Annotated in this window: 19 protein-coding genes; 11 read left to right on the top strand and 8 right to left on the bottom strand. The window is 33.4% G+C overall.

From position 1 onward, the window contains the following. Positions 1-37: 37 nt before the first annotated feature. Positions 38-1,267 (bottom strand): alanyl-tRNA editing protein, encoded by a 1,230-nt coding sequence (locus tag ABE048_RS06310; protein ID WP_430309957.1) that lies wholly within the window; start codon positions 1,265-1,267, stop codon positions 38-40. 66 nt (positions 1,268-1,333) lie between these two features. On the opposite strand from ABE048_RS06310, the gene ABE048_RS06315 reads away from it, so the two are divergent. The 5 genes from ABE048_RS06315 (at position 1,334) to ABE048_RS06335 (ending at position 6,081) form a co-directional block, all read left to right on the top strand. Further along, on the top strand, positions 1,334-1,624 hold the full coding sequence (locus ABE048_RS06315; protein WP_430309958.1) for a DUF6509 family protein: 291 nt from the start codon (positions 1,334-1,336) through the stop codon (positions 1,622-1,624). 108 nt (positions 1,625-1,732) lie between these two features. Next, positions 1,733-2,881 (top strand): VanZ family protein, encoded by a 1,149-nt coding sequence (locus tag ABE048_RS06320; protein WP_430309960.1) that lies wholly within the window; start codon positions 1,733-1,735, stop codon positions 2,879-2,881. Between the two features lie 350 nt (positions 2,882-3,231). Then, a complete protein-coding gene (locus ABE048_RS06325; RefSeq protein ID WP_430309961.1) occupies positions 3,232-3,882 on the top strand; it encodes a FusB/FusC family EF-G-binding protein in 651 nt (216 codons plus the stop codon). A gap of 324 nt (positions 3,883-4,206) precedes the next feature. Beyond that, positions 4,207-5,664: an FTR1 family iron permease gene (locus ABE048_RS06330; protein ID WP_430309963.1), complete on the top strand. Its 1,458-nt coding sequence runs from the start codon at positions 4,207-4,209 to the stop codon at positions 5,662-5,664. A 39-nt stretch (positions 5,665-5,703) separates the two neighbouring features. Next, positions 5,704-6,081, top strand: a complete 378-nt coding sequence (locus ABE048_RS06335; protein WP_430309965.1) for a hypothetical protein — start codon at positions 5,704-5,706, stop codon at positions 6,079-6,081. A 114-nt stretch (positions 6,082-6,195) separates the two neighbouring features. On the opposite strand, the gene ABE048_RS06340 is transcribed toward ABE048_RS06335, so the two are convergent. From ABE048_RS06340 to ABE048_RS06355, 4 genes are all read right to left on the bottom strand, one after another. Then, positions 6,196-6,846, bottom strand: coding sequence for an amino acid ABC transporter permease (locus tag ABE048_RS06340; RefSeq protein WP_430309967.1), 651 nt, complete (start codon positions 6,844-6,846; stop codon positions 6,196-6,198). 14 nt (positions 6,847-6,860) lie between these two features. Next, entirely contained in the window at positions 6,861-7,514 is a 654-nt protein-coding gene (locus ABE048_RS06345) for an amino acid ABC transporter permease (protein ID WP_430310039.1), read from the bottom strand. A 188-nt stretch (positions 7,515-7,702) separates the two neighbouring features. Beyond that, positions 7,703-8,488, bottom strand: coding sequence for a transporter substrate-binding domain-containing protein (locus ABE048_RS06350; protein WP_430310041.1), 786 nt, complete (start codon positions 8,486-8,488; stop codon positions 7,703-7,705). Between the two features lie 69 nt (positions 8,489-8,557). After that, entirely contained in the window at positions 8,558-9,286 is a 729-nt protein-coding gene (locus tag ABE048_RS06355; protein ID WP_430309969.1) for an amino acid ABC transporter ATP-binding protein, read from the bottom strand. A gap of 730 nt (positions 9,287-10,016) precedes the next feature. Here ABE048_RS06355 and ABE048_RS06360 point away from each other — a divergent pair. Next, positions 10,017-10,631 (top strand): PH domain-containing protein, encoded by a 615-nt coding sequence (locus ABE048_RS06360; RefSeq protein ID WP_430309971.1) that lies wholly within the window; start codon positions 10,017-10,019, stop codon positions 10,629-10,631. 262 nt (positions 10,632-10,893) lie between these two features. On the opposite strand, the gene ABE048_RS06365 is transcribed toward ABE048_RS06360, so the two are convergent. Then, positions 10,894-11,364, bottom strand: a complete 471-nt coding sequence (locus ABE048_RS06365; RefSeq protein WP_430309973.1) for a hypothetical protein — start codon at positions 11,362-11,364, stop codon at positions 10,894-10,896. Between the two features lie 416 nt (positions 11,365-11,780). Here ABE048_RS06365 and ABE048_RS06370 point away from each other — a divergent pair, with 416 nt between their 5' ends. From ABE048_RS06370 to bioB, 3 genes are all read left to right on the top strand, one after another. Next, entirely contained in the window at positions 11,781-13,700 is a 1,920-nt protein-coding gene (locus tag ABE048_RS06370; protein ID WP_430309975.1) for a S8 family peptidase, read from the top strand. 167 nt (positions 13,701-13,867) lie between these two features. Continuing rightward, positions 13,868-14,458, top strand: coding sequence for a biotin transporter BioY (locus ABE048_RS06375; RefSeq protein WP_430309977.1), 591 nt, complete (start codon positions 13,868-13,870; stop codon positions 14,456-14,458). Between the two features lies 1 nt (position 14,459). Further along, a complete protein-coding gene (bioB, locus tag ABE048_RS06380; protein ID WP_430309979.1) occupies positions 14,460-15,455 on the top strand; it encodes a biotin synthase BioB in 996 nt (331 codons plus the stop codon). 689 nt (positions 15,456-16,144) lie between these two features. On the opposite strand, the gene ABE048_RS06385 is transcribed toward bioB, so the two are convergent. Both ABE048_RS06385 and ABE048_RS06390 read right to left on the bottom strand, forming a co-directional pair. Continuing rightward, the gene (locus ABE048_RS06385; protein ID WP_430309981.1) at positions 16,145-16,909 is read right to left on the bottom strand and encodes a CsxC family protein; all 765 of its coding nucleotides are present in this window, start codon (positions 16,907-16,909) and stop codon (positions 16,145-16,147) included. A 367-nt stretch (positions 16,910-17,276) separates the two neighbouring features. Beyond that, positions 17,277-18,473: a class I SAM-dependent rRNA methyltransferase gene (locus tag ABE048_RS06390; RefSeq protein WP_430309982.1), complete on the bottom strand. Its 1,197-nt coding sequence runs from the start codon at positions 18,471-18,473 to the stop codon at positions 17,277-17,279. Positions 18,474-18,992: 519 nt separating this feature from the next. Here ABE048_RS06390 and ABE048_RS06395 point away from each other — a divergent pair. Both ABE048_RS06395 and ABE048_RS06400 read left to right on the top strand, forming a co-directional pair. Next, positions 18,993-19,757, top strand: a complete 765-nt coding sequence (locus ABE048_RS06395; RefSeq protein WP_430309983.1) for a C40 family peptidase — start codon at positions 18,993-18,995, stop codon at positions 19,755-19,757. A gap of 184 nt (positions 19,758-19,941) precedes the next feature. After that, positions 19,942-20,808 carry an SDR family oxidoreductase gene (locus ABE048_RS06400; RefSeq protein WP_430309985.1) on the top strand — a complete coding sequence of 289 codons (867 nt, stop codon included), beginning with the start codon at positions 19,942-19,944 and terminating at the stop codon, positions 20,806-20,808. Positions 20,809-20,884 lie beyond the last annotated feature (76 nt).

Here is a 20,884-nt window from a genome sequence, read left to right on the forward strand (position 1 = left end):
AGGACGTTTCTTATAATAGAGGAAACGTCCTTTTATACTATGCTAATACTTTTGTCATCTGTTCAAGCAATTCTTCAGAAGAAATAGTAGCTTCACCGCCACCTTGGACAAAGGTATCATTGCCGCCACCCTTACCATGAATAACTGGCAAAATAGTGTTTGCAATTTCCTTCATGCTACCAAACTGAGCTGCTGCCCCTTTTGCCGCCACAAATTGTAATTTATCTGCCTGCTCCGAAACGAATAGTGCAGTGGTTTCCTCATTTGCTGATATAATAACGCGTGCCAGTTGTTGTAATTCCTGAACGGAACGGGATGTAAAGGTTTTGCGAATAAGATGCTCATCGGATTCTTGTAATAAACTCTTTGCTTCAAAAGCGATTAATTGATTATTAGCATCAGCTAAAGCTTTTTCAAGTCCTTTTTGGGTTTGTAATAGCTTTGTGACAGCTTGTACTGTTCCTTCCTCTGGAGAATTTGCAAGACGAGCTGTATCCGATAATTCTTTTTTACGCCAATGTAATTCATGCAGTACACGTCCTCCACAAACAAAATGTACACGCGTTTTTTTCTTTTGTTTTTCAGTCGTTAAAATCTTAATGGCTTGAACTTGTCCTGTAGAAGTAGGATGAGTACCTCCACAGCCGTTATAGTCGAAATCTGGAATAATGACTAGACGTATTTCTCCAGTGACGGCGACAGCTTTGCGTAAAGTGTAATTTGCTAGTTCTTTCTCTGTTACCCATTTTGTTTCGATAGGACGGTTTTCTAAAATAATATCATTCGCTCTTTTTTCGACTGAAGCAAGCTCCTCATCAGAGATCTTTGCTGTATCAATGTCGATTGTTAACGTTTCTGTCCCAAGATGGAAGCTTACTGTCGGATAATTGAAAAGTTCGACAAAAGCGGCTGTTAATATATGTTGACCAGCATGTTGTTGCATATGATCGAAACGACGTTGCCAATCTAGTACACCATGAACTTGTGTTGTAAACTCGGGTAAAGACTCAGTTACATAATGTCGAATTTCACCATCAATTTTCTCCACATCAATGACTTTCACACCCTTTATCATACCTGTATCATGGGGTTGTCCACCACCAGTTGGATAAAAGGCAGTGTTGTCTAAAACGATATATTTTCGTCCTTCTTCATCCACTTCTTGCTTTATAATCGTTGCATCAAATTCTTTCATCATGACATCTTGATAATAGAAAAGTTCTTGCATTTTTTCACGCTCCCTTATGTTATCGACTATTTTTATCATAAAACTTTACTAATTGCCATTTTCCTATATTATAAAGTAATGAAAGATGTAAAAGGAGCGATATGATTGGATATTTTAGCATATACAATGGAAGAAATTTTAGATCCAACAAATATTATTGAAGGAGAACGCTTCGAATTTTTGCTGGATATTGAAGTTGATGAAGATGATGAACTTTACACAGAAGGCGGACTTGAAATTCGAGCAATTATTGCAAAAAAAGATAGCGAAATTTCTCTAGCTAATTATTTTTTCATTGCAAAAGCAAATGAAAAATTATTAGATTTTGCACTTGAAGATGACGAAGAAGAAATGATCTTAACTTTTTGTAAGGAACATATTGCTACAGGAGAATAACATTTAGCCTATTATATGCTTTTAATAATAGACATTCGGGAATACTTAAGTGAAGGATTTCTGAATGTCTATTTCCATTCAAGTTTTAGAAAAGGAGCGATGAGAGAGATGGGTGCTTATTCACAACCGATTATTATTGCGATTTATACATTTATACTGTTAGCATTTGTAATTTGGATTCCATGGCTTATTTATACATATCGCAAATATGGATTTATGCCATTATCAACGACGATAATATCGTTTTCATTTATTTTTTACTTTTTGTCCGCTCTATTTTTAGTGTTATTACCTTTACCAACTATTCGAGATACTTGTTCAATGCAAGAACCTGGAACACAACATTATTCATTAGTACCATTCCAGTTTGTAATTGATATGTTTAAAAATAGCGGAATTATGTGGTCACAACCCGGAACTTATATAAATTTATTTAAACAGTCGGCATTCTACCAAGCATTTTTTAATTTTATGTTATTAATGCCTTTTGGTGTTTACTTGCGTTATTTCTTACAACAAAAGAAAAAATGGCCTATGGCACTAGGACTTACATTTTTATTGACATTATTTTATGAATTAACACAAGTAACTGGGATATATGGGCTTTACAACTGTGCCTACCGAATTTTTGATGTTGATGATTTAATGTTAAATACATTGGGTGGGATTGTCGGATTCTTTATTGCACCAGCAGTATTAGCACTATTCCCATCTAAAGACAAAATCCATGAAAAGGCAGATCTTTTATTAAAACTAGATGAAGTAAAACCGATGTCTGTATTACTATCAGTTGTTATTGATTTATTTATTTCTGATACGGTGACTCAAATTATTCTACATGTTACGAGCACAAATGAAGTAAATGAATTTCTAATACGATCTATTTCTCTATTTGTCTTTTTCTTTGTGATTCCAATACTTTGGAATGGTCGAACAGTTGGAACATTTATCATGCGTTTCCGCTACGATAGTAAAGAAAGTCGTAGTTCTACAGTGAATCGCCTATTTAAGCGTTTTGCTGCAATTTATGTAACATTTTTTATTACCTTCGTGATAATGGTTTTAAATCAATCTCAAATCTCTATGGAATCGCCTTATTATCATGTTTCGGTTTTCCTCCAAATTGGAACAATGGTTCTAAACTTTATCTTAACGGTTGTACTGTTTATCCATATTATGCTCGTTGTATTTGGAAAAGGTAAACGTAGATTCTATTTCGATGAAGCTTCTGATTTATATACCACAAGAAAAGGTTGATATGTAGGGTTAAATAGGCAAATAAAATTCATGTGTATGAAATCAACATAGATAGCTATACAAGATTTCAAATATGAAATGATCCATATAACTAAAAATTTACAAAAATTGTATTTTAAGTTAACAGATGCTACTATAAGTGTAGTTCTCTTTACAAGGAGGAATCTAAATGGTCGCATTATTTTCTAATGCATGCTCTAAAGCACGAAACTTCATGGTCAAAGAAATCTCCATCGAAGTTTCATAAAATGTCTTAGGCAAAAAATGATTTATTTTTCCAAGACAAATTGGATCATTTCTTTAGGCCAGTCACCTTAGTTTTAAAGCCTAAATAATTGGAGTGATTTCAAATGGAAAAACAAACAATTCAACCATTCTTATCGGTAGCAAACTATCATTTAATCGAACAACAAATGAATAAAATCATAAATGCTCATCACACAACAAAGGATAAAAATGTGATTCTTGCCGTAAAAGGGCTTGTTGAAACAGAGTTATCAAAAAATTTAGAGCTTGATCCTAATCAATTAATAAAAATTGAGCAGCTATACAATATGACGGATTACACTCAAGGTGAATTATATTTAGAAAGCTTAAAACCCTATGTCATTCCTTTTAGAGAAGTGACAGTAAATAATCTAAAAAGTCTTTTCAAAAAAGAAAAGAAATTAAAATTACCTAATCTAGAAAGTATAGATTATCAACATATCTGCTATTTAACTTGGGACGATGTTAGTACACATCGTAAGTATGTAGTGCTTGAACAACGAGGAAAGCTTAAAGCTATTAAAGGGAACATCGATACCAAAGTAATTAAAGGGATTTGTGCAGTTTGTAATCGCCATTCAGATGTTAGTCTGTTCACAACAAAGGTAAAAGGGCAAGTTACAGATACGTTTACAAAATACAGTAACTACATTTGTACGGATAGTAAAAATTGCAATAAAAACATCTCAGATTTGCAAAGATTAAATGACTTTTTTGAACGTGTTACACATTAAATAAAAGGAAAGACCTCTCCAGTAAAAATCGAGAGGTCTTTTCTTTGTATACAATCTTTTCTAAAGTTAAGTACCTATAACTCAGTTTTTCTCACAAAAATTGCTTCGTTCTATTCTATATAAAACTTTAATAAATCTACACAAAATAGTGCGTCGAAATCATCCGGTAGAAATAGCTTACTTTTTCGATTAAATCTTTATGTAAATACAAGAAATTACTCATTGACAGTACACATCAATGTGATTAAAATAATAATGTATTTTGATATTGAAATTCATTATCAATTAAGTTGGAGATTGTTATAATCTTCGAGGGAGAAACCTATGAGAAAAAAATTACTATTTATTATATCTATCCTTTTATTAGTCATTGGAGTTGGAATACATAATCCTGCGTATGCTGCTGGAAATTCCAATGATGATATGAAAAAGGCTGAGAAATCTGTTGATAAAGCTCTTGAATTGGCTAAAAAAGGGGACCTCTCTGAAGCAGAGAAAACCTATAACGAATATGATAAAACTTGGCGAGAAATTGAAACTGGAATAAAAAATGATTCAGCAAAAGCTTATCAAGATATTGAATCAAATATGGGACAAGTAGTCTATGCATTTACTCTTAAAAAACAAGATCAGGTAGTTCAGGCTTTAGAAGGTTTAAAGAATGTAAATGATAAATTTGCAAGTGGTGGATATCCAAAAGAGAAAAGTTTTAAGAAAGAGGACATTTCTTTAGATGATTTTATTATTCTACTTCAACAAACAAAGAAGGAGATTAATAATCAAAATCAAAAGGAAGCTCTTGCGGACATGAAGAAAGCGAGCGATAGTTGGCTAAGTGTTGAGGGAGTAGTAGTTGCACAATCTGCATCTGTATATAGTGATACCGAACGAGATTTGGTTAAAATACAAGCAATATTGGCAGCTAATCCACCAAATTATAAACAAGCAAATGAAACAATAGAAAGTATGATCAATTATCTTACACCATTAGCCGAAAAATCTAGTTACACCTATTGGGATGCTGCAATGATCCTTATTCGCGAAGGATTGGAAGCATTACTTGTCGTAATTGCTTTGATGTCTTTTGTAAAGAAATCAGGCGAAACAAGAGGAAAGAAATGGATTTGGAGTGGAGTTTTAAGTGGATTTGGAGTTAGTATTATTCTTGCACTAATAGTCAAATTCGTGATATCTTCCGGAGCATTTGGTAATAATAATGCACTTATTGCTGGTTGGACAGGAGTATTTGCAGCGGTCATGTTATTGTATATGAGCTATTGGCTTCATAGCCAATCAAATATTGCTGATTGGAATCGATATATTCGTGAAAAAAGTCAAGCAGCATTATCTACCGGAAAGCTTGTCTCACTTGGCGTTTTAGCATTTCTAGCAGTATTCCGCGAAGGAACAGAGACTGTCTTATTTTATATTGGAATGGCAAGCCAAATTAAGCTTCAATCACTTCTATTTGGTTTTCTAATAGGAGCAGCTATCCTAGGAATCATAGCCTTTTTAATGATATATGTAGGCTTAAAGTTGCCGCTTCGACCATTCTTTATGGTATCAAGCCTAATTGTATTTTATCTTTGCATTAAGTTTACTGGAATGGGCATTCATAGCCTACAATTAGCTGGATTAATTCCAACAACTAATGTTGAAAGTATTCCAAGCATTGAATTCTTTGCACTATACCCTTCATGGGAGAGTGCCATCCCACAATTAATTCTTGTTATTGTTGCTATTGCTATCATTCTAGTGAAAAAGTTTAAAAGTAATAACTAGTTACAATAAATAATACTCATTAAGAAAGAAGGAAAATACATGAAGAAAATAACATCAATGATTTTATCAATCGGTCTTGGAAGTGCATTAGTATTAGCTGGTTGTGGTTCAAATAAGAGCAATGAAGTTTCTGATGGAGTTAATAAAATGCTTGATACAACTGAACAATTATCAAAAGCAATTGATAGCGGCGATCAAGCAAAAGTAAAAGAAGTTGGACCAAAATTAGAAGATCAATGGAAAGTTTTTGAAGATGAAGTGAAAAAAGATAATAAAGATCTTTATGGAAAAGTTGAAAAATACCTAGATCCAACAATTGCAGGTTCAGAAGCACCTACTTTAGACAAAAAAGCTTTGGGTACATTAAATGATCAACTGACTGAAGCATTGAAAGAATTAGCTGATAAAACGAAATAACTAGATTTATTGTTTTGCTCAAAGTTTAGCGAAAATAAAAAAATGGAGCTGCTCGAATGGTTAGTATAATCTAACTTTTTCGGACAGCTCCATTTGTATTTTTAAAGATTCAAACTAAGATACCTTTAACTCTAATCTTCTTGCCACAATGGATAGAGCATAATTGACAACCCAATACATTAAGGCTGCTAATATGAAAATGGGAATGATAAAGTTGACATTTTGGGCATTAATCACTTGTGCATTGTGCATTAACTCTGGAAGGGCGATAACGACTGCAAGCGATGTATCCTTTAAAAGAGAAATAAATTGGCTGACAATAGGTGGTACCATTCTTCGTAAGGCTTGTGGCAAAATGATATGCCATAGTGTTTGAATATAAGTTAAACCTGAAGAACGACCTGCTTCAATTTGTCCTTTATCAATTGAGTTTAAACCACTACGAATAACTTCCGAAATCATAGCCGATTCGAATATTGTCAATGCTACAATAGCAGCCATTTCAATACTCATCTCAATCCCTATTTCTGGCAATGCGAAGAAAGTGAAGAAGATGATTAAGAGTAAAGGTAAGTTTCGTATAACCTCAACGATGATAGCAAGTATTTGAGAAACTACGGGTAGTTTGGTATAACGAATAACACCAACAAATGCCGCAATTATAAAACTGGCGATAATTGAAATAACAGCTATTTTTAAAGTGACAAGAAACCCGTCTAGCAGAAATTTTAGATTATCTGGAGTATAAGCACCAGCAAAATCCATAGAATCGCCCTCCTTTAATTACTCTTTGCAAGGCGTTTTTCTAAATAGTTAACGCCAGTGCTAAGAGGTATAGTTATAACTAAATAAAATAATGCAACGAAGATATAAACATCAAAAGTAACGAAAGTTCGGGTAGAGATTAAATCTGCTTGATACATCAAATCCCCAGCAGCCAAAATAGTTAAAATAGATGAGTTTTTAACAAGGTTAATAAATTGGTTACCGAGTGGAGGAATGACAATTTTAATCGCTTGTGGTAAAACGACAAGGCGCATCGTTTGAATATAAGTTAAGCCTGAGGATCTAGCTGCCTCTGTTTGTCCTTTAGGTACAGATAAAATACCAGCTCGAACAGCTTCTGCGATGAAAGCAGATGTATAAATAATGAGTGCTAATGTCCCGGCTTGAAAGCCATCTAATTGTATTCCGATTGTTGGTAGAGCTGTAAACAAGAAAAACGCAATAATCAATAATGGGATATTACGGAAAAACTCAACATAGATCGTTCCAATCCAATTTAAGAGTTTTAATGGTGCAATACGAAAAACAGCTAAGATCGTTCCGAATACAAAACTTCCCACAAGGCCAAATAAACTTATGTAAATGGTATTTAAAAAGCCTTCTATGTACATATCCCAGTTTTCAGTCAAAATTGAAAAGTCGAGCATCATTGATTCACTCCTTACAATGAGTGGGTTAAAATTCTAAAAAGTAATTTCAAGAAAGAACGGGCAGTAATAACCTAATATCTAATTTCATCCATTAGAATAGGTGACTGCCCGTTAAAGTCTAAATGGTTAGATTATGATTCTGTAAAAAATACATTTAACAAGTAGAACTTTATGAATAAAAATGATTAGTTACTTGTTTTAATCCATTTTTTATAAATTTCATCGTATTTTCCATTGTCTTTCATTTCTTTTAATGCATCATTAATAGCTTTAACTAATTCTGGGCTGTCTTTTTTCGCAGCGATACCGTATGGTTCATCTGTGAAAATATCTCCTACTACCTGGTAACTAGGGTCTTCGTCAACCATACCGTAAAGGATCGCATTATCTGTTGTTAAAGTATCCCCTTGGCCTGCTTTCAAAGCAGTAAATGCTTCCGCATAGTTTTCAAATTCTAAAACAGTTGCATCTGGCGCTTTTTCACGAATGTTAATTGCAGAAGTAGAGCCTTTTACAGCAAGTACTTTTGTGCCTTTTTTAATATTATCTATACTTTTAATTGGGCTTCCTTTTTTTACGAGTAATGCTTGACCAGCTTCGAAATATACATCAGAGAAGTCTACTTCTTTTTTACGTTCCTCAGTGATAGTCATTGTTGCAACAATTGCATCAATATCACCTTTTTGAAGCATAGGAATACGAGTTTTTGAAGTTACTTCTTTAAATTCAGCTTTTGATTCATCACCTAAAATAATTTTTGTGATTTCTTTTGCAATATCAATATCAAAACCTTCAATATTGCCAGTTTTAGGATCTTTTAGACCGAAAAGTCGAGTATCATTTTTTACCCCAAATACAATTTTGTCTTTCTCTTTAATCGCTTCTAGAGAATTTTTACCTGAATTTGAACCACTTGAAGAATTAGATCCATCCTTCGATCCACAAGCAGCTAGCATTAGTACAGAAAGCATTGCTAAAAGTAAAACTGTAAATAAACCCTTTTTCTTTTTGAACATCAATTTTTCCCCCTTATTTTACAATTAATGATTTAAAATCCGACTTAGGAATAACTTAGCACGTTCTTCCTTCGGTTCTTTATAAAACTCAGCCGGATCTGCATCCTCAAGTATTTGGCCTTTGTCGACGAAAATAATTCGATCGGCCACTTCCTTCGCAAATCCCATTTCGTGTGTGACAACAACCATCGTCATACCTTCTTTAGCTAAATGTTTCATAACATCTAATACTTCCCCAATCATTTCAGGGTCAAGTGCTGATGTTGGTTCATCAAAAAGCATGATTTCAGGATGCATGGCTAGTCCCCTTGCAATAGCAACACGTTGTTGTTGCCCGCCAGAAAGTTGGGATGGATAAGCATCTGCTTTATCTGGAATACCTACTTTCTCCAAATAGGCTAATGCTGTCTTTTTTGCTTCTTCTTTTGTTTGGCTAAGTGCCTTCACAGGTGCTAACATAATATTTTCCAATACAGTTTTATGTGGATAAAGATAAAAGTGTTGAAATACCATTCCGATTTTTCGTCGAAGTTTGTTAATATCTGTTTTTTTATTATTTAATTCGATACCATTAATCGTTAATGACCCATTAGAGATGGTTTCTAAACGATTCATGCAACGAAGAAGCGTACTTTTACCAGAACCTGATGGCCCAATGATGACAACAACCTCACCTTTTTTTATAGTGAGATTAATATCTTTTAAAACCTGGAAATCCCCATAATACTTATTCACATTTTTAAACTCAATCATTGTGAAGCCCCCTAAGTAAACAAAGACGGAATATGCCGAAATTTGTTGGTAATTTATTAAAGCATTATAAAATCCAATCCACTTTTTACAATTAATGCGCTTTCATTAGCATATCTTATTGTATATTTGCCGTGCAAGTAAAATATATAAAAATATTTAAAAGTTTCTGATATTTTATTTTTAAGAAAAATATAACAAAAATAGATAAGCTGAAAAATTAAGATATTTATATAGTTTTTCTATGTTTTTGCGAGAGTATGAAACTTTAAAGTAAATATTCTATTAAACATGTGTTTTATATCACAAGGTGATCTTAAAACAATTTATTCGTTGTTATAGTTTATTAGAGGTTATTGAGTGAATAAATACTCTGTTATTTGAATAAAAAATTTGGAAATTAACTAATAAAATAAAGTGGAAATTTTAGAGCAGAAAAGTTATTGATTTACTATCTGTGTATAACTTTTTTATATTATTGTGGATAACATAAAATGAAAAAATTTTTTATACACATTGAACAAAAAACTTATGCACATATTGTTCATAACAAGTGCTTAAAAATGAGTTAATCACTCTTTATCCACAATCATATTGTCACTTGTGTGCAGTGAAAAAACTTTGACTGTGAATATTCGTAATTAGAAATGAAAAAAATAAAGAAATCGTATCCTTGAATCTTTTTTTGAGGTTTTACGTATATAGAGGCAAAGAAAATTAGGAGGAATATCAAATGTTAAAAAAACTAGCATCAGATGCACTAGGATTATCGGATATTGGGATTGTTGTACCAAAGGAGGATTTCGATAAAACTGAATCTGATGATTTTGTGAAGCATGAGTCAGGGGAATTTGTGTATTTCTTGATTAAAACAAAGTCAGATGAATATTGCTTTACAAATCAAGCATTAATCCACGTAGATGGTGATTCAGCTATGAGTAAAAAACGTCTATTGAAGCGATATGAATACGAGCATAGTACAATATCTGATGTTATGTTAGAAACAGCAGGTACAATTGATTTAGATATTGAAATTAAATTCACAATTGATAACATACCGATGTCAATAGATATTCATAAAAAATTCGATACGGAAATTAAAGACCTCTATAAGGCATTGCATACTATTTCAATGGAGATGCTTTATAATAAGAAAAACTTCGAAATAGCACAAAATAGTTTAAGCTATGCAGCACAATCGATTGGCAAAGTAGAGGCTAAAGAAGTAACACCTGCACAATCCTTTGAACAAATTACACGTTTTGCAAATGAGTGGGTGTTGAAAAACAAAGAACAATATATTAAAAAGGATTTTGGTGAAATATTCGAGCTATATATGAATCATTAATACCATATTTAAAAACCTTTGTTTTTATAACAAAGGTTTTTTCTTTTATTTCTCCAAAAAAAAAGAGTCTTCAGCTTTTCGCCAAAGACCCAAAATTAGGTTTATACTCACACGAAGTTCGACTTTTATTTAGAAATAAAACATCGAACTTTAGGATTCTATCATACTATTAATTGGTGTTCAAGTGTTGTAATAATATTGACACAACAATGGTTGTAATTACCAAGTAAAGAGTTTTATCTAGATGATTTCCGCCTTAGTTTTATGCATCCTTTGTTTTTTCAAAACTAAAAACAGCTACAACAATATAAAGTAATAAGAAAATAATAATAGAGCCAGTCCATGTTACATCAATACGATCAAAACCTGCAACAATGAACTTTTTGAAGAGTACGACACTAATAGCAAACTGTGCAATTGTAACAACAGTATCTACTGATTTTGTCAATTTAACATTGCAATTAGCAATAACAAATAGGGAAAGTAAATCAAGTAAGATAATCATAGAAAAGATCAATATAATAAACCAACCAAAGTAGAAAAGGTCTTGGTACCACTTTTCGAAAATATCAATATGAGCTAGGTTGAATTTAGCTAATATATTATATAAACCATAAAATCCAAAGTAAGGTACTGTAATGGCCAAAGTAAGTGAGATACCTAAAATAGCAATAAGGATCAATAAAGCTGACCATCCAGAAACACGAATTTTAATCTTTTTATTTCTAAACATAGAAATCCCTTCTTCACCTATTTAATATAGGCATCTACTCAATATTATTAGAAGTATTTAACTACTTTCAGCGAGAGTTACAGATTCTAGCGCTGAAATCGGAAAAATTTCGAATAGAGCTAACATTCTTCAGCTTTTTTGACTACGCAATTGAAGCTCAATATATCACATTATAGAACAGTGGAGATAACATTGCACATGAACTCTATGGTATTCTACTTTAATATTAATTTTCTGCTATTTTCTTTAATAGATAAAAGATAAATATCATTTTATGTGTGAATTGTTACAGAAACTTAATAGCCTTGTAAGATAACCATACTCTAACTCCATGTTACTATAAAATTGTCGAAAAGAGTCCTTAAAGATATTGGAAATATACATATGATAATAATTGAATAGAGATAGGTGAAGTTATGCTACGAAATATGAAATGGTGGATGCTGTTTGCTATAGCATTTTGCATAGTATCCTATAATTCTCAAAATGTATCAGCTAAAGAACCTGAATATAAGGATGTAATGGTTGTATATAGTAATACATCAGGTAAAGAGCAAATAATGAAATTAGCATCATCAATTGAAAATAATTTTGACTTATTGAATATTGTGCAAGGGGATTTTAGTGCTGAGCATTTAGCACTCTTAAAACAATCACATGATATTCAAGTGATTGAGAAAAATACGGCAACTTTAGAAACAAAAGGTACTTCCTTAAAAGGGATTATCCCATTGGCCAATATGAGAATGATGGGTGTTCAAAATGCATGGAATCAAAATTTAACAGGACAAGGTGTTAAAGTAGCAGTATTTGATACAGGTGTAGCTAATATTCCTACGTTAGCTAATGTCAAAAAGTATTCCTTTGTAGAAGATAACCCAGAGACTCCTGAAGATGATCGCTCCCCATTAGATACAGATGGACATGGAACTGCTGTTGCAGGTATTATAGCAGGTCAAGTGGGAAGACAATTAGCAGATGGAAATTTAGTCGGCGTAGCACCAGATGTTGATCTGTATAGTGTTAAAGTTTTTGATCCTACTGGCGCTGAAATGGAAACGGTTCTAAAAGCCGTTGAATGGGCAATCGAAAATAATATAGATATTATCAACATGTCATTTGGTACAGAACAAGATGATCCTATTCTATATCAAGCCATAAAACAAGCACATCTAGCCGGCATTACAATGGTTGCAGCAGCTGGAAATGAAGGTAATACGAATGCTGTTGATTATCCAGCAAAGTACAGCGAGGTAATTGCTGTATCATCTATTGACAATTATAAAAGGCTATGGAAGAAATCAAACACAGGTAGCCAGGTTGAATATACTGCACCTGGTGTTGGGATTTTTACATTAAGCCCAACTGAAAACTACGTACAAATGACCGGCACTTCCATGTCAGCTCCACATATCACAGGGATGATTGCATTACTAAAACAACAATATCCAACCTATACGCCTAGTGAATTACGCGGTGTACTTCGAAATTACACGATCGATTTAGGTGACGTAGGAAGAGATCCTTTATACGGATATGGCTTAATAAATACAGCTATAGCGAATCCAAGTAATGTTAGCAAATTTTCTGCGTTACAAATTAAAAAATCATCAGCTACCTTGCACTATGAGATGGCACAAAACGCCATTGTTCCTGTAGAAAAATATCGAATAGAAGTAACTGGGAAGAAAGCAATCACAACAACAGATACGAACTATGTATTAAAAGATTTGAAGCAAGGCACAACCTATCGAGCAAAAATAATCACGATTAGCACACTCGGTAAAGAATCTGCAGGCAAAACGATTCAGTTTACAACAGCAAAGGATTCAGCATCCGAAATCTATGTAAGTCATAATAAAACGAAGATTGATAATGTTGTTAAGAATATTAATAAGGGCAAGAAACTAAATCTCAAATCCGAGTTTTTGCCAGTTTATACAGTGTACAATGATTTAACGACATTACAAAAAAAGGCAATTAAAAAATATCGTGAAAAGCTAAATTTAACTACAATTTCGACTACATCAAAGTCAACTCAAGTAAAAGCAACAAATCTATCAAATATGAAAAAGAAAAAATATACAACCATTACCTTTAAAACAGCTATTAAGCCATCAACATTAAAATCGAGCCATGTTTATGTGAATTATTCAGGTAAAAATTTATCTACTTTTACATTATCGAAGAGTAAGAATGGCAAAACAATTAAAATAGCATCTAAGAAAGCTCTTGCTGCAGGTAATTATGTTATTTTGATTGACCAAAAAGGGTTGAAAACATCGAACGGGAAAGCTGTTAAAAATTCAATCGCAGTGAAATTTACAGTGAAATAAATTATCTAACATAGATTATTCATTGATTTCTTCATAAGACGGATAAAGCTAATTTTATTAGCTTTATCTGTTTTTTTTTCTAACTTTTTAAAAATTTTTAGTTCCATTTTCCTTTATATGTGTTAACCTATATTTAAAATGAGTTAACGCAAAAGGGCGGGGAATGAATGACTTCTAATATTTCAGGAACAAAAGCTAAACTTACTACATTAGAGATTGTTTACTGTGGTATGTTTGCAACATTAATGATGATCGGAGCGAATATTACATCTTTCGCACCGTTTTTAGTAGTTGGTGGGGTTCCAATTACGCTACAACCGTTATTTGCCATTTTAGCTGGTCTTGTTTTAGGTAGCCGTCTAGGCGCCATTTCCATATCAGTTTATACGCTTGTTGGTTTAGCTGGAGCACCTGTATTTGCCCAGTTTAGTGGTGGTTTTTCTTCTATTTTAAGTCCAACATTTGGCTTTATCATAACTTTCATATTAGCTGCTTATGTTGTAGGGAAAATGGTGGAATATCGTCGTACGAAAAAAATGTATATTGCAGCAGCGCTTGTAGGTATAGCTATTAACTATTTACTTGGTACAAACTGGATGTATTTTGCTTATAAACTTTGGGCAGCAGCTCCAGAAGGATTTACTTATAAAATGGCTTGGTTATGGATGATTCCTCCAATGCCAAAGGATATTATTTTAGCCGTATTTGCAGGAATTTTTGGATTTAGATTACAAAAAATCGTAAAGGTAGGTCATTAATATGGATTACGTAAAATTAGCTCAGCAAGTAATTGATGGATATAAAATCAACGATGAGGAAGCATTATCTATTTTAGAGAGCCCGGATGTTGATCTATTGAAAGTACTGGATGCATCCTACCAAATTCGTCACCATTATTTTGGTAACAAAGTAAAACTAAATATGATCATCAATACGAAATCAGGATTATGTCCTGAAAACTGCGGATACTGTTCACAATCAATCGTCTCAAATGCACCCGTCGAAAAATATCCAATGATGAAACAAGCAGAAATTATGGCAGGTGCAGATCGTGCAGCGGCATTAAATGTTGGTACATATTGCATAGTTGCTAGTGGTAGAGGTCCTGTGAACCGTGAAATTGATATCGTTGTTGATTCTGTAAAAGCGATTAAAGAAAAGCATCAAGATATGACGATTTGTGCATGTTTAGGTATTTTAAAACCTGAGCAAGCCGAGCGTCTAAAAGAAGCGGGAGTAGATCGTTACAATCACAATATCAACACATCAGCTAGAAATCACGCAAACATTACGACATCACATACGTATGATGATCGTGTACAAACAGTTGAACGTGCAAAAGAAGCGGGAATCTCACCATGCTCAGGCGTAATCGTCGGTATGAAGGAAACAAAACAAGATGTTATTGATATGGCACGTAGCCTACATGCATTAGATGCAGATTCGATTCCAGTAAACTTCTTAAATGCGATTGATGGTACACCATTAGAGGGTACGCATGAACTGAATCCAAGATACTGTCTAAAGGTGTTGGCATTATTCCGTTTCATCAATCCAACGAAGGAAATACGTGTATCTGGTGGCCGTGAAGTAAACTTAGGTTCACTACAACCGTTTAGCTTGTATTCAGCAAACTCTATTTTCCTAGGTGACTACCTAACAACAGATGGTCAACCAGGTGAAGAAGATAAGAAAATGCTTGAAGATTTGGGATTTGAAATTGATCTTGCACCATTGCATGAGCATACTTGTTAATAAGGTAAAATTTAATAGTAGTTTTTTGGCTTAACATAGCAAATATTAATAATCCTCATTTAGAATTCAACTTTGGATAGATTCAAAGGAACTCTAGATGAGGATTTGTTATTTTAAAGCTTCTAATTTCATTTATTCTAAACTTTAGAAATGATCATTATTTAATTGAGAATGTGCTACTTCAGTATAAGAAGTAACACATGTTGTGGGGGATATTTTCCTTGTGTATGGGATTGCAATAACAAATTTTACTAACATCGATGGGCTGTGGAATTTAAGTTTTTTTAGAGTGATTTTTGTGAATAATTTATTTGGACAAATTTAGCGTCTATAGACTTGATTCATTACTTCATCTATTCTTTGGAAAAGGTTTTATCATTTCGTTTGCATTTGCAATCCTCATACATTAGTATTCTATGTATTTTCTATAAGGGGTGCTGTACGAATGTCTATAAATGTAATGGAAAATAGAGAAAAATTGAATTTATTAACGGGTTAGGCACTATAGTACTTGAAAGTAAAAAGGCGACTGCTCCTTTAGAGGGAACAGTCGCCTTTTCGAAATATTATTTACTTCAAATGCTAATAAAACCGTGTGATGATGGTAATGGAGTGTTACATTATTTCTGCAGCATATGCTCATAAGATGTGTTATGAAAGTGTAGTGTACATATTATACCTTTAAAATATTATCCAAGTGTACCTTCATCAAGCACTGGTAATACCCTATGCGCATGCACCTGGAATTGTTGAACTTGTAATACTTTTAAAAAGAGATCCATTACGATTTTTTCACGTAATACGCCAAATTCACCCTCTGGTTTTACAGTTTTTGGTGAGAAATCAAGTTCAAAGAAATTAGCACCTATTAATTCACCATATGGTTGCTCATTGTATCTCACAAGATTTTGGAAGAAGTTTTTGTCTAATCGAGGCACTTCACCATTATTGTCATTTAAGAAATACGATTTGCCACTATCAGATACACCAATGATAGGGGAGATTAAGAAGTCACCATGTTTAAGCTCAGCGAACCCACTAAACGGTATAGTTACAATTCGATCGTGGAGGGTACCTTGACAATCACTAGAAGAATATTCGATATTTTTTCGAATATGTCCTGCTACAAATAGTTTTGCTTTCTTTACTTTAAAAAAGCCTGGAATGTGGTGACAATGTTCATCAGAAGCTTTTTCAAATTCCACAGGGATAAGTTTTACTTGCGTTAAAAAGACATTCTTTGTTACACGTTTAATCTCTGTTGCTTTTGGATCAAGGTCGATATCTGCCTCTACTACAATTTGAAGCTTCGTTTCTGCAAGTACAACTGGCACTTTAAATATAGGGCACGGGTTTTCAGTCTTCTTAAGATCGATATTTTTATCATGGAGCGGAATCTGTTGCATTGGCGTTATTTCACATGGCTCATTATGTTTATGACACTTCTTTGACATACATTAACATCTCCTTTGTGTATTGAGCTTTTTTCAAACTCTACAGTAATAAGATATGTTGGTTAAAATCTTGTTGAATAGGCTAATAGATTAGTTAATCCATGTATATTTTTAATTGGTATATCCCACATTAACGGGCGGTAATGTCCGCATTTCAAGAATCAAGGACAAATGGCCAATCCTGATGCATGTACCTTCTATATTATCCCTAACATATTAGGATGGTCTTAATCTTTTATATTTTCGAAAGGATAACATTTAAGTTAAGGGCCCTTATAGTATAGAAGCCGTCTCAAAAAATATATCGATTTTTTCTAATAAAAAAGACAACTCACCATTATGATGAGTCGTCTTTGTGTAGGAATGATTAACTTAGTTTTTTTATGAAGACTACTTTTAAATAATTAAATTCCGGAAAGTCTCGATTAGCACGGAAATCCTTAGGTAATCCATATTGATCAATTATTTTATATTTTGTATGAGTATCTTTGAAGGCTTGATCAATAAATGTTTTAAATTTTTTCATTCCAAAGCTTGCGTTATTTGTCGAAGCGACGATGATTCCATTTTTCTCAGTAATGGCAATTGCATCTGCAAGTAATTTTGGATAGTCTTTTGCAGTAGAGAAGGTCATCTTTTTCGTACGTGCGAAACTTGGAGGGTCAAGAACGACTAAATCAAATTTCAATTCATGTCGAACAGCGTATTTGAAGTAGTGAAAAACATCCATTACTTTAATATCCTGTGCTTCATAGTCGATACCATTCACACTAAATTGTTCAATTGTTTTCGCTAGACTACGTTTAGCAAGATCGACACTTGTTGTTTTTGATGCACCACCTAAAGCAGCAGCTATTGAAAAAGCTCCTGTATAGGAGAATGTATTTAACATATTTGTCCCATCTGCATAATGATCGCGAATCGCACGGCGAACATCACGTTGATCAAGGAAAATACCTGTCATTGCACCATCATTTAGGTTAACGGCAAAGTGCATCCCATTTTCCTTAATAATAATAGGAAAATCGCCTTCTGTTCCCATAACAAAATCGTCTTGGTCAATGTATTGCCCTTTTGTATCAAAACGTTTTTTCTCATAAATCGCTTTGTATTCTACAAGTTCATTTAGAGCATTATAAATATATTCTCTAAATGAATAAATTCCTTCACTGTACCAGCTCACCATATAGTACCCATCGAAGTAGTCAATTGATAAACCGCCGATGCCGTCACCTTCACCATTGAAGACGCGAAATGCTGTAGTATCATTATCATTGAAAAAGTCTTCTCGATGCGCTAATGCAACCGTTAACTTCTTATTAAAAAAGGCTTGGTCAATTTGTTCATGCTCTTTCGTTGTTAAAATCCAACCGATTCCTTTGTTTTGATTACCATAATAACCAGTACCGATATAGCGATTATGTTGATCCACTAAGCGAATGATGTCGCCCTCTTCTTCTAATAAATCTTTATTCTGAATTGCGTCTTTTAATATAAGTGAATAGCCTCTATTTAGTTCAGCCACATACTTGTGGTCTACTCGTAATGTAAGTATATTTGTCATCGTGTCATCCTTCATGTGTATTTTCCTCATTATCGCATTTTTTTTAAAGAAAAGCGAAAGGAAGTGTATTGGACTAGGCCGTTAAGTGATTTATATGTAGCGTTGTAAAATTAAACCACTACGATTGAATGAAAAAATCTTTAATTAATTTACATATACCTCATGCTAAAGGCAAAATTAAAAAAACTTTAAATGGCACCTTGTTTTGGTATGGAAAAGTGGATACACGATTCCTTTTAATAAAAAAAGTTAAAAACAAAGCTCCGTAACTCTATACGGAGTTTTTATTTTGTTTAAAAATGGTAAAAATATACATTTATATTGCTGGTATATTAAAATCCGAAAAGATATCTGTCATTTTGTATTATTTGTAATAAAAAGTAATAACTCTGTAAATGAAATCGCGTTGTTTCTTCATCAAAATTTCCATAATATTAGTATATAAATTAATTAGAATACAATTACATTAATCGAATACATCAAATGAAAAATATTTTAAAATGGAGGAACGACATCTAAATGAATAAGAAAAGCGTATTAAAAGCATTTACCGCAAGTACCTTAACTCTTACATTAGGACTTGGGACATTATTAGGAGCTGCTCCTCAAGAACAATTACAAGCACAAGCAAAAACTAACATAGAACATACATCACATAACATTACAACTGTATCTAGCTCAAAGGCTGTTAAAGCATCAGGTAAATATAAAACAAAAGCAGCGCTAAACATGAGAAAAGGTGCTTCAACAAAATATAAAAAAGTCACTACATTAAAAAAAGGTGCGGTTGTTACTGCTACATATAAGAAAACTGTTAGTAACAAAAAGTGGTATAAAGTAAAATATAAAGGCAAAACAGGCTGGGTTTCAGGATCCTATTTAAAGAAATATACAAAAACTAAAAAAGTATCTAATGCAGTAGCTGGCAATAAGCTGATTAGCATTGGTAGTGATTACCTAGGTGTTCCCTATGTATGGGGCGGTATGTCTCCATCAGGATTTGACTGTTCAGGATTTACAGCATATGTTTACAAAAAAGCAGGTTACGGTACACTACCTCATAGCAGTCGTACACAATATTCTGTTACAAAACGAGTAAGTAGCCCAGATGTTGGCGATTTAATTTTCTTCGGTGCAACACCGGGTAGTAATACAATTACTCATGTAGGAATCTATGCAGGTAACGGACAAGTATTACATGCAGCTGGTAACAAAGTACAATTCCAAAGTGTAGCAAAAGGTAGCTATTGGTCAGCTCGCGTTATCGGTTATGGTTCATTATAAGAAAGTACTAGTAAGCAAATTGAATATATAGAAGGGGTTTATGCCCTTCATTAAAGAAAGCCACACTATAGTCCAATTGGATAAAAAGTGTGGCTTTTTTGTTATGTCCTTTTTTATTACATGTTTAATTTCATTTGTAGTTGGCAATGGCTGAATGTATTGAAAATCAAGGAGGTAAAGGTGGATGAATATAAATGAACAACAAAAGGGAGGGCAACCCGCTCAAACGCAAGAAAAGCAACCAGGTATTGAATCCATTATGAATCCAAAGCCCATTCAACCGATCGACTATGTTGGAAGTGGAAAGCTAAAGAACCGAGTGGCAATAATAACAGGCGGTGATTCGGGTATAGGAAGGGCGGTTGCGATTGCCTATGCAAAAGAAGGAGCACATGTTGTCATAAATTATTTAGAAGAGCATGAGGATGCTAACGAGACAAAGAAAATGGTTGAACAAGAAAAGGTGAAATGTTTACTAATAGTAGGGGATATTTCAAAAGAAGAGACAAGTAAAAAAATGGTTGATCAAACAATCCAGGAATTTGGCAAGATTGATATTATAGTTAATAATGCAGCGGCACAATATCCTGTGAAAAATTTTGCTGATATAACGAGTGAACAGTGGCATAAGACATTTGCAACAAATATAGACCCAGCCTTTTATTTAAGTAAGCATGCGATGCCGCATTTAAAAGAAGGAAGTTCAATTATTACGACGACTTCTGTAACTGCATATAAAGGGCACGAACAATTAATTGATTATTCAGCAACAAAAGGAGCAATCGTAGCTTTTACTCGAGCGCTTGCTCAAAATTTGGCAGGGAAGGGGATTCGTGTGAACATGGTAGCACCGGGTCCAATATGGACACCACTTATCCCATCCACATTTGATGCCCAGCAAGTGGCAATTTTCGGAGCTGATACGCCAATGAAGCGTCCAGGTCAACCACGTGAATTGGTAGGAGCATATGTACTACTTGCATCGGATGAAGGAACTTACATGACTGGGCAATGCATTCATGTAAATGGCGGAGCAATTATGAATTCCTAAAATAAAAGCGAAAGCATTTCGACTAACTTTATCGAAAAAAATAAAAAGAATTAAAAAAGCTCTAGTAAGAAAAAGT

It is taken from the genome of Rummeliibacillus pycnus (genome assembly GCF_050459865.1).
GTDB lineage: Bacteria > Bacillota > Bacilli > Bacillales_A > Planococcaceae > Rummeliibacillus > Rummeliibacillus pycnus_B.

Bases quoted from the DNA above. Each gene is read 5' to 3' on its own strand.
- ABE048_RS06360 (WP_430309971.1), top strand. From the start codon at position 10,017: ATGTTAAAAAAACTAGCATCAGATGCACTAGGATTATCGGATATTGGG.
- ABE048_RS06400 (WP_430309985.1), top strand. From the start codon at position 19,942: ATGAATATAAATGAACAACAAAAGGGAGGGCAACCCGCTCAAACGCAA.
- ABE048_RS06365 (WP_430309973.1), bottom strand. From the start codon at position 11,364: ATGTTTAGAAATAAAAAGATTAAAATTCGTGTTTCTGGATGGTCAGCT.
- ABE048_RS06350 (WP_430310041.1), bottom strand. From the start codon at position 8,488: ATGCTTTCTGTACTAATGCTAGCTGCTTGTGGATCGAAGGATGGATCT.
- ABE048_RS06355 (WP_430309969.1), bottom strand. From the start codon at position 9,286: ATGATTGAGTTTAAAAATGTGAATAAGTATTATGGGGATTTCCAGGTT.
- ABE048_RS06345 (WP_430310039.1), bottom strand. From the start codon at position 7,514: ATGCTCGACTTTTCAATTTTGACTGAAAACTGGGATATGTACATAGAA.
- ABE048_RS06320 (WP_430309960.1), top strand. From the start codon at position 1,733: ATGGGTGCTTATTCACAACCGATTATTATTGCGATTTATACATTTATA.
- ABE048_RS06325 (WP_430309961.1), top strand. From the start codon at position 3,232: ATGGAAAAACAAACAATTCAACCATTCTTATCGGTAGCAAACTATCAT.
- ABE048_RS06335 (WP_430309965.1), top strand. From the start codon at position 5,704: ATGAAGAAAATAACATCAATGATTTTATCAATCGGTCTTGGAAGTGCA.
- bioB (WP_430309979.1), top strand. From the start codon at position 14,460: ATGGATTACGTAAAATTAGCTCAGCAAGTAATTGATGGATATAAAATC.
- ABE048_RS06330 (WP_430309963.1), top strand. From the start codon at position 4,207: ATGAGAAAAAAATTACTATTTATTATATCTATCCTTTTATTAGTCATT.
- ABE048_RS06395 (WP_430309983.1), top strand. From the start codon at position 18,993: ATGAATAAGAAAAGCGTATTAAAAGCATTTACCGCAAGTACCTTAACT.
- ABE048_RS06310 (WP_430309957.1), bottom strand. From the start codon at position 1,267: ATGATAAAAATAGTCGATAACATAAGGGAGCGTGAAAAAATGCAAGAA.
- ABE048_RS06370 (WP_430309975.1), top strand. From the start codon at position 11,781: ATGCTACGAAATATGAAATGGTGGATGCTGTTTGCTATAGCATTTTGC.
- ABE048_RS06340 (WP_430309967.1), bottom strand. From the start codon at position 6,846: ATGGATTTTGCTGGTGCTTATACTCCAGATAATCTAAAATTTCTGCTA.
- ABE048_RS06375 (WP_430309977.1), top strand. From the start codon at position 13,868: ATGACTTCTAATATTTCAGGAACAAAAGCTAAACTTACTACATTAGAG.
- ABE048_RS06385 (WP_430309981.1), bottom strand. From the start codon at position 16,909: ATGTCAAAGAAGTGTCATAAACATAATGAGCCATGTGAAATAACGCCA.
- ABE048_RS06390 (WP_430309982.1), bottom strand. From the start codon at position 18,473: ATGACAAATATACTTACATTACGAGTAGACCACAAGTATGTGGCTGAA.